This window comes from Acidiferrobacteraceae bacterium, from assembly GCA_037388825.1.
GTDB lineage: Bacteria > Pseudomonadota > Gammaproteobacteria > Acidiferrobacterales > JAJDNE01 > JARRJV01.
On sequence record JARRJV010000024.1, the window covers coordinates 31,721 to 40,266 of the forward strand.

General features: G+C 61.1%; 8 protein-coding genes (1 of these 8 cut by a window edge). 2 read left to right on the forward strand and 6 right to left on the reverse strand.

Annotated elements, in window-relative coordinates; genetic code table 11:
- Positions 1-329, forward strand: the 3' end of a protein-coding gene (gene ubiH / locus P8X48_06255) for a 2-octaprenyl-6-methoxyphenyl hydroxylase (GenBank protein ID MEJ2106918.1). It extends 1,039 nt beyond the left edge of the window; only the last 329 of its 1,368 coding nucleotides appear in the window; its start codon lies off the left edge, out of view; it ends in the stop codon at positions 327-329.
- Entirely contained in the window at positions 326-1,564 is a 1,239-nt protein-coding gene (locus P8X48_06260) for a UbiH/UbiF/VisC/COQ6 family ubiquinone biosynthesis hydroxylase (protein ID MEJ2106919.1), read from the forward strand. The genes ubiH and P8X48_06260 overlap by 4 nt, the downstream gene beginning before the upstream one ends.
- Positions 1,565-1,798: 234 nt before the next feature.
- On the opposite strand, the gene ntrC is transcribed toward P8X48_06260, so the two are convergent.
- The 6 genes from ntrC to P8X48_06290 all read right to left on the reverse strand — a co-directional run bounded on the left by ntrC (position 1,799) and on the right by P8X48_06290 (position 8,451).
- Positions 1,799-3,178: a nitrogen regulation protein NR(I) gene (ntrC, locus tag P8X48_06265; GenBank protein ID MEJ2106920.1), complete on the reverse strand. Its 1,380-nt coding sequence runs from the start codon at positions 3,176-3,178 to the stop codon at positions 1,799-1,801.
- Positions 3,171-4,277 carry a nitrogen regulation protein NR(II) gene (gene glnL, locus P8X48_06270; protein ID MEJ2106921.1) on the reverse strand — a complete coding sequence of 369 codons (1,107 nt, stop codon included), beginning with the start codon at positions 4,275-4,277 and terminating at the stop codon, positions 3,171-3,173. The genes ntrC and glnL overlap by 8 nt, the downstream gene beginning before the upstream one ends.
- A gap of 153 nt (positions 4,278-4,430) precedes the next feature.
- A complete protein-coding gene (gene glnA, locus P8X48_06275) occupies positions 4,431-5,843 on the reverse strand; it encodes a glutamate--ammonia ligase (GenBank protein MEJ2106922.1) in 1,413 nt (470 codons plus the stop codon).
- Between the two features lie 184 nt (positions 5,844-6,027).
- Positions 6,028-7,173 carry a cation diffusion facilitator family transporter gene (locus P8X48_06280; GenBank protein ID MEJ2106923.1) on the reverse strand — a complete coding sequence of 382 codons (1,146 nt, stop codon included), beginning with the start codon at positions 7,171-7,173 and terminating at the stop codon, positions 6,028-6,030.
- Positions 7,174-7,177: 4 nt separating this feature from the next.
- Complete coding sequence (locus tag P8X48_06285; protein ID MEJ2106924.1) at positions 7,178-7,411, reverse strand: sulfurtransferase TusA family protein; 234 nt, start codon at positions 7,409-7,411, stop codon at positions 7,178-7,180.
- Complete coding sequence (locus P8X48_06290) at positions 7,408-8,451, reverse strand: hypothetical protein (protein MEJ2106925.1); 1,044 nt, start codon at positions 8,449-8,451, stop codon at positions 7,408-7,410. The genes P8X48_06285 and P8X48_06290 overlap by 4 nt, the downstream gene beginning before the upstream one ends.
- Positions 8,452-8,546 lie beyond the last annotated feature (95 nt).

Below are 8,546 nucleotides of genomic sequence, written 5' to 3' on the forward strand. Positions count from 1 at the left end.
TCAATCTCGGTTTGCGCGATGTTGCTACCCTGGCCCAGGTCCTGGTCGAGGCCCATGAGGAAGGCAGGGACATCGGGCAGTCCGAGGTTCTGCAGCGCTATGCCGCGTGGCGCAAGCGGGACAATCGCCGCGTGGCGTCGTTCACCGACGGTCTCATTCAGATCTTCTCCAATGACTTCCTGCCCCTTGCCGTGATGCGCAACCTGGGCCTGGCGGCGGTGGATCTTATGCCTTCCGTAAAACGCATGTTTATCCGTCGAACCAGTGGTCTCAATGGACGCCTTCCCCGGCTGGCACGTGGCCTGCCATTGGGCGGCAAGGGTCAATGAACCGTTCAACGGAGTTCGATGTGGTGATCGTCGGCGGCGGCATGGTGGGAGCCGCCCTGGCATGTGCCCTCGGGGACAGCCCACTGCGGGTCTGTGTCCTGGAATCGGGTAGCGCGCCACCGCCCCCGGGGAAGGAGTATGACCTGCGGGTCAGCGCGGTTACCGCCGGGTCGAAATCGATTCTGGACGCTGTGGGTGCCTGGGACCTGATTGCCTCGCGTAGAGTGGCCCCCATCAGCGGAATGCATGTCTGGGACGAGGGCGGAGAGGGAAGTGTCGACTTTGATAGCGCGGAACTGGGAGTTCCGGCCCTCGGGTACATTGTCGAGAACGGTCTGATTCTCCATTCCCTGGTAGAAAGAATGCACCAGTTTGCGAACATCGAGTATCGCAACGGCGTTTCCTGGGATGTCCTGGAGCCGGAACCCGCTTGCATTCGGATCGGGCTGGTCGATGGCGCGTCCCTGCGGGCGGCCCTGGTGGTTGGTGCCGACGGCGCTGCCTCGGCAGTTCGAAAGGCCGCCGGGATTCAAAGTCGCAGCTCGGGTTTCGACCAGAAGGCCATCGTCGGAGTCGTGCACAGCGAGCGGCGCCACGAATTCATCGCGAGGCAACGATTCCTGGAAACCGGGCCTCTGGCCTTTCTGCCACTGGACGAGCCCCACACCTGTTCCATCGTCTGGTCCGCGCGGAACGAGCGCGCCGACGAACTGCTTTCCCTGGACGAGCAAGAATTCCTGGGCGCCCTGCAATCTGCCTTTGGTGACAGTCTGGGGAAGCTGGAAGACATCGGCAAGCGTGCGGCGTTTCCTCTGGTGTCCGCCCATGCGGAAGGCTATGTCGGGGACCGCATGGTGCTCGTGGGCGATGCGGCCCACCGGGTGCACCCGTTGGCGGGTCAGGGTCTGAATCTGGGGCTGGCTGATATCGCCGTTCTCGCCGAGGTGCTTGTGGATGCGTGGGCACGCGGGGAGGAGCCCGGGGTGCATGCGGTGCTTCGGCGATATGAGCGCTGGCGACGGGGAGACAACGCACTGATGATCGCGGCCATGGAGGGATTTAATGCCTTGTTTTCCGGTGGCGGGGCGGCGCGTCGGGCCATACGGAATTTCGGCCTGGACGTCTTTGATCAGATGGTGCCCGTGAAGAACCGAATTATGGCCTACGCATCCGGTCTGACCGGTGATCGGCCGCGCCTGCTGCGCGGCATCCCCCTGGCGGAAATCTGGAAATAGAGACCCGGCCTGCGCCCAGGCGCAAACCGGGTCTGCACTTCGGCTATTCGTAGCCCCGCTGGTCCCTGAGGTATTGGTCCATCACATCGTATTGACGATGGATGACTGGCGTGCGGAATCTGAAGAATGACCCGGCAGGGCGGCTCGCGACACGACGAGCGGGTGCCAGTTGCATGAGCGACCGAGGGAGAGGTGAGGAAGTGCCGTACTGCGCCCCGGGTGGGGCGGCGCACGTCAGGCCCGTATGCCGAGATCCTTCAGCTTTCTCGTAAGGGTATTGCGTCCCCAGCCAAGTTTCTTGGCTGCATCCTGCTTGCGACCGCGCGTGTACTGCAGTGAGGCCTCGATCAGGACCCGTTCGAACTCGGCATTGAGGTCGTCGTAAATCTCGTTTTCGCCCGCGGAGAGGTGTTGTTCCACCGCCCGGCGTAGAAGGGCCGTCCACTCTCCACCACCACTTGCTCGTTCCGTGGCGAGGAGTTCCGGCGGAAGATCGTCGATTCGAACGGTCTGGCCCGGCGCCATAACCGTCAACCAGCGACAGGTATTCTGCAACTGGCGCACGTTCCCGGGCCAGTCCAGTTGCGTCAGGTATTGTTCCGTTTCCATGGCAAGTTGTTTCGGTTCCACTCCCAATTCCTGGGCGGCCGAATCAAGAAAGTGCCTTACCAGTGCCGGGATATCTTCGCGGCGCTCCCGCAAGGGCGGAAGGTGGATTCGGATCACGTTCAGGCGGTGGAACAGGTCTTCCCGTTCTTCCAGATCCTGATTGGTTGCCGCGACGATGCGCACATCGGTCCGGATCTGCTCATGGCCGCCCACGCGATAGAACTGGCCGTCCGACAGGACCCGGAGCAGGCGCGTTTGCAGGCCGGAAGACATGTCGCCGATCTCATCAAGAAACAGGGTGCCGCCATTGGCCTGCTCGAACCGGCCCTTGCGTTGGAACTGGGCGCCGGTGAAGGCCCCCCGTTCGTGTCCGAACAGCTCCGACTCCAGAAGTTCACTGGGAATCGCGGCGATGTTGATGGCGATGAAGGGTTTCTCGCGGCGCGGGCTGTGCATGTGCAGGGCGCGTGCGACGAGTTCCTTGCCGGTGCCCGATTCCCCGTTGATGAGTACGTTCAGATTGGAACCCGAGAGGCGGCCGATGGCGCGGAACACCTCCTGCATCGCCGGTGCCTCGCCGATGATTTCCGATGCCGGCTCCGCCTGTTCCTGTTCCCCGGCCGCAACCATCTTGCGCCGATGTTCCGTGGCTCGGCGGATGAGACTGACCGCGTCGTCTACGTCGAAGGGCTTGGGCAGATATTCAAAGGCGCCTTTCTCGTAGGACTTTACCGCGCTGTCGAGATCGGTGTGGGCCGTCATGACGATGACCGGGATTTCCGGGGCCTTGGATTCGATAGACGCAAGGAGCTCCAGGCCGCTCATGCCCGGCATGCGAATATCGGTCACGATGACGTCCGGCCGCTTGCGATCCAGGAGTTCATCGATTTCATTGGCAGACTCAAACGCTGTAACCGTCATCCCTTCCGCTTCCAGTGCCTTCTGCAACACCCAGCGGATTGAAGCATCGTCGTCGATTACCCAGATGATATCGGGTCTAGCCATTTCCATTCTCCATCGGGATGAATACCGAAATGATGGTCTGACCGGGCTGGCTTGTTGCTTCGACCAGGCCGCCGTGCTTGTTGATGATGTCCTGCGCGATGGCGAGCCCCAGCCCCGTTCCTTCGGGGCGGCCGGTGATCATCGGATAGAAGATATAGTCCAGCAAATCTTCCGGAATCCCCGGACCGTTGTCCTCGATATCCACATGCAGGACCAGCCGGTGGAGCTTTTGTCCAATCGTGAACTGTCGTCCGATACGCGTCCGCAGGATGATGGTGCCGCGCGCATCCATGGCCTCCACTGCATTGCGTGCGATGTTCAGGATCGCCTGGATCATCTGCTCCCGGTCCCCGGGGAAGTCGGGGAGACTGGGATCGTAATCGGGGCGTACGGTCAGGCCGACAGGGTTTTCAACAATCAGCAGTTTACGTACGTGCTGCAGGATATCGTGAATGTTGACCGGCTCTTTTTTCAGTGGGCGGTTTGGCCCCATCATGCGATCCACCAGTTTCCGCAGGCGATCGGCCTCGTGGATGATGATTCGGGTATATTCGCGCTGGTCTGCGTTGTTCAGTTCCCGCTCCAGCAGTTGGGCGGCGCCACGCAGGCCGCCCAGGGGGTTCTTGATCTCGTGGGCGAGACCGCGCAGGACGGCCTGGTTGGCCAGATGACGATCGGCTGCGTTTTCCTCGCGCGCGCGTCGCAGCATGCGATCGACACGATTCAGTTCCACCAGGAGCCCCGTGCCGCGTTCGCCCTCGATCAGCGGAGTTACGGTGCAATCGACACGGATCTCTTCGCCGTCCGCCAGCTGCAGTCGCGTGCCGCGCAGGGTGAAGGGCTCCAGGCGGCGAAAGGTCTGGGACAGCATCCGTTCCAGCTGTCGGCCCCGCAGCAGGAGTTCGTCCAGACCCTTGCCGATCACATGCCGGCGACCGGCCTTGAGCAGCATCTCTCCCGCCGGATTTATAGCGGTGAGTTGCAGGCCATGATCAAACGCGAGAACGGCCGTAGTCAGGTTCTCGAAGACCGTTTTCAGGGGATCACTGGCTCTCGTGTCCCGGTTAGCCATGTGCACCTCTCGAAGTGCCAGTCCCATGATGAAAACCTATGTAAAGCAATAAATTAAACATTTCTTCGCCAATCCCCCAGACGCACCAACGTGGTGCACTGGTTTATCATGGGGGCGGAAGGCGGAAAAGAAACGCCCCCGGGCGGGGGCGTCTCCAGAGCTCCACAGCGTGTCGACACCCTATGCGCTGTAGTACAGGTCGAATTCGACCGGGTGCGTGCTCATGCGCAACTGGGTGACTTCCTCCATCTTCAGCGCGATATAGGCGTCGATGGCGTCATCCGTAAACACGCCGCCTGCCGTCAGGAACTCGCGGTCCTTATCCAGGGCCTCAAGGGCCTGATCCAGCGAGTGGCACACCGTCGGGATGGCGCTAGCCTCTTCTGGCGGCAGATCGTACAGATCCTTGTCCATGGCCTCACCCGGATGAATTTTGTTCTGGATACCGTCCAGTCCTGCCATGAGCATCGAGGTGAAGGCGAAGTAGGGGTTGCCGGTCGGATCCGGGAAGCGGACCTCGATGCGGCGTGCCTTCGGGCTCGATACCCAGGGGATACGAATCGAAGCGGAGCGGTTGCGTGCCGAGTAGGCCAGCATGACCGGTGCCTCAAAGCCCGGCACCAGACGCTTGTAGCTGTTGGTGGAGGCGTTGCAGAACGCGTTCAGGGCCCGGGCATGCTTGATGATGCCTCCGATGTAGAACAGGGCCATCTCCGACAGGCCGCCGTACTCGTCTCCGGAGAACAGGTTCTCGCCGCCCTTGGACAGGGACTGGTGGACGTGCATACCGTTGCCGTTGTCACCCACCAGCGGCTTGGGCATGAAGGTCGCCGTCTTGCCAAAGGAGTGGGCCACGTTCCATACGCAGTACTTGAGGATCTGGTTCTGGTCGGCGCGACGGACCAGGGTATCGAACATGGTACCGATTTCGCACTGACCGGCGGTGGCCACCTCGTGGTGATGCACCTCGACCTTGACCCCCATTTCCTCCATGGCCATGCACATGGCGGCCCGGACGTCGACCAGGGAGTCGACCGGTGGAACCGGGAAGTAGCCGCCCTTCACGCCTGGACGGTGACCGATATTGCCGTCAGGAAATACCTTCTCCGAGTTCCAGCCAGCTTCTTCTGAATCTACCTTATAGAATGCACCGCTCATGTCCGCGCCCCAACGTACGTCGTCGAGTACGAAGAATTCCGGCTCCGGACCGAAGTAGGCGGTGTCGGCAATGCCCGTGGACTTCATGTAGGCCTCGGCGCGCTTGGCGATGGAACGCGGGTCGCGCTCGTAGCCCTGCATGGTGGCCGGCTCGACAATGTCGCAGCGAACGATCAGCTGCGGTTCTTCCGAGAACGGATCCATGATTGCGGTGTCCGGCTCGAGCTTCAGGATCATGTCGGATTCATTGATGCCCTTCCAGCCGGCGATCGACGAGCCGTCGAACATCTTGCCGTCTTCGAACATGGACTCGTCGACAACGTGTGAGGGCATGGAAACGTGTTGCTCCTTGCCTTTCGTATCCGTGAAACGCAGGTCCACGAATTTCACGTTGTTGTCTTTGATCATCTTTAATACGTCACTGCCGCCAGCCATCTTGTTGGTCCTCCTAGGAGAAAAGTTTGCGAGAGTTCAGAAATCTGAGCCCAATTAGTGCACGTAGCGTGCCAAGGACAGAACGGATACAACTGATTGATTGTTAGTATATTTATGAAAAATTTATCCGCAATTTGCACCACACTGGATCAGTGCAATCTAGCACATGCACCACTGTAGTGCATCAGGCGTAGCGGATGTCGACACGTGAGATCATGGGGTCGCCGGCCGCGGCCTCGCGGAATTGCTGGCCCAGTCGGGCCGCGGCCTCAGGGTCCCGCGCGTGATCCAGGGGTAGCAGGAGCTCCAACTGTACCTTGCCATCGCAATAGTGGACCGTGATCTGCTCGATTTCATTCGCCTCGTCGATCCCGTTGAAGCGCAGCATGGCGCGCCGGATGATCTCCGACCGCAGGGGGAGTTCCACGGTCCGGATCGCCGCCTGTTCGTCCTCCGTATCAATGTGCACGGTGACATCGCTGAGTTCCTCGATCTCCTCGATCAGTTTCTTGCGTACCGCTTCGCTGATTTGATGTCCCTCTGAAACGCTGATGGAGGGATTCACCTGAATGTGGACGTCTGCCAGGGCATCGCTGCCCATGCGGCGCGTGCGCAGATTGTGCAGGGCGATCACCCCGTCGACGGACAAGATGGACTCGCGGATATTCTCCACGCGCTCGTGCTCCAGCCCTGTGTCCACCAGTTCGCGCAGACTGTGCCAGATCAGGTCCCAGCCGATCTTGATGATCATGAGCGCCACACCGATGGCGGCGATGGCGTCGAGATAGTTGAGGCCTGCCATGGACCCGATCACGCCGATGACCACGATGATCGACGAGATGGCATCGGAGCGGCTGTGCCAGGCGTTTGCACGCAACATGTCCGAACGATGTCTGCGCGCGAAGATCATGGTGTACTGGTAGATCGCTTCCTTGGAGACTACCGAAATTCCGGCCACTGCAAGCGCCAGCCAGCCGGGGTGCAGCAGGCGTTCCGGTGTGAACAGACGTGTGCCGGCATCGAAGCCGATGCCCGCGGCCACCACCACCAATGCCACGCCCAAAGCCACCGTAGCCGCGGTTTCGATTCTCGCGTGACCGTAGGGATGGTCTTCGTCGGCCTCCCGTCCGGCATGGCGCGCGGCGTAGATCACGACAATGTCCGTACCCAGATCCGACAGGGAATGGATGCCGTCCGCCACCAGGGCCTGGGACTGGCCCACGATGCCGACGATGATCTTGACGATACCCAGCGCAAGGTCCAGCACCGAACCGATGAGGGTTACGCGTATGGTGTCGCGGGTCCGATCCTGTTTCCCTGAACTGTCCATGACCCTATTGTGTTTCACCCACTTCGATAAGGATGATGATCTCGTGGTCCCCGGAGCGGGTGTCCAGAACCTTGTGACCGTTGATGCGGCACCATGCGGGGATGTCCTGAAGTACTCCCGGATCGGTGCACACGACTTCCAGGCGATCGCCGGCGGCCAGATCTGCCACCGCGTTCTGGGTACGAATCACGGGAAGCGGGCACAACACGTTCCGGGCATCCAGGTGGTGAAGACTCACAGGTACCATTCCTCGGGAATGGCGTCCGCAGGCAGCGGTGCCACTTCAAGCTCGCGCTCGTTCCCGTTGGCGCCGGTGATGGAAACACACACGCGTTCGGCATCCCGCCCCTGGCTGTATCGTGCCACCAGCCGGGCCGCGAGTTCGAGGTCCCGGTCGTCCGGATTTCCGTCCACGAGAACCAGGGGTCCCTTGTGGCTGGTGGCATGCAGGTGGGCGAAACGCTTTCGGTAGCCATGGAGGAAACGATTCTCGCCGTCGTCACGGGCGACGATGACCTTGAAATGGTCTGCCGGCCGAAGATGGCGTCCCACCTTGAGCAGCATGATGTCATCAAGCTCATAGCGCCGTTCCCCGCGCGCCGCCCATAAATCAGCGAGTTTGTGCGAATAGTTGGCGTCGGTAAGAAAGCAACAGCCGCCCGCGGGCTGGGCATAGTCCCGAAAACCGAAATTCTCGGCCAGTGCCATCTGCGGTTTGCGACTGCGGCCGTTGAAATCCAGAAGCTTCTCCCGGTCGACCCAGCTCTCGCGTTCCGGCAGGGTCGGCGGCAGCAACTGCGCGCACAACGGTCGCAGCAGGCGATCACCGGCACCGGATTCGCGCGCGACGATGGGCATGGTTTCCCGCCGCTGCGACTTGGGCCGCTGACCGATCACTTCCCCGGTGATGATGAAGTCGAAGTCGTGCTCCTGCATCCACTCATAGGCTTTGCGCACCATGAAGCCCTTGCAGTCCAGGCATGGGTTGAGGTTGGCGCCGTAGCCATGGCGCGGGTTGATGACGATATCCTTGTATTCCTCGATGACATCGACAATATGGAGCCTGATCCCCAGCTGTTCCGCCACCCACAGGGCGTTGTTGCGCTTGGGCCTATCCTTGTCCTTGTTCCGGATTGCGTGGGTGTGGCCTTCGACACAGAAGCCGGTGTAGAAGTTGATGCCTTCCACGTGGACGCCCTGATCCAGCAGGAGGCGCGTTGCCAGCATGGAGTCGAGTCCGCCGGAAATCAGGGCAACTGCTTTGCGTTGGGTCGTCATGGTGTCACATCGGGATTTCGGTCCGGGGCCGGACCGGGTGGGCGATTCTACCCCAGGGAATGGGGACAGGGGCAGTTTGCGGGGGCCGGAAAAGG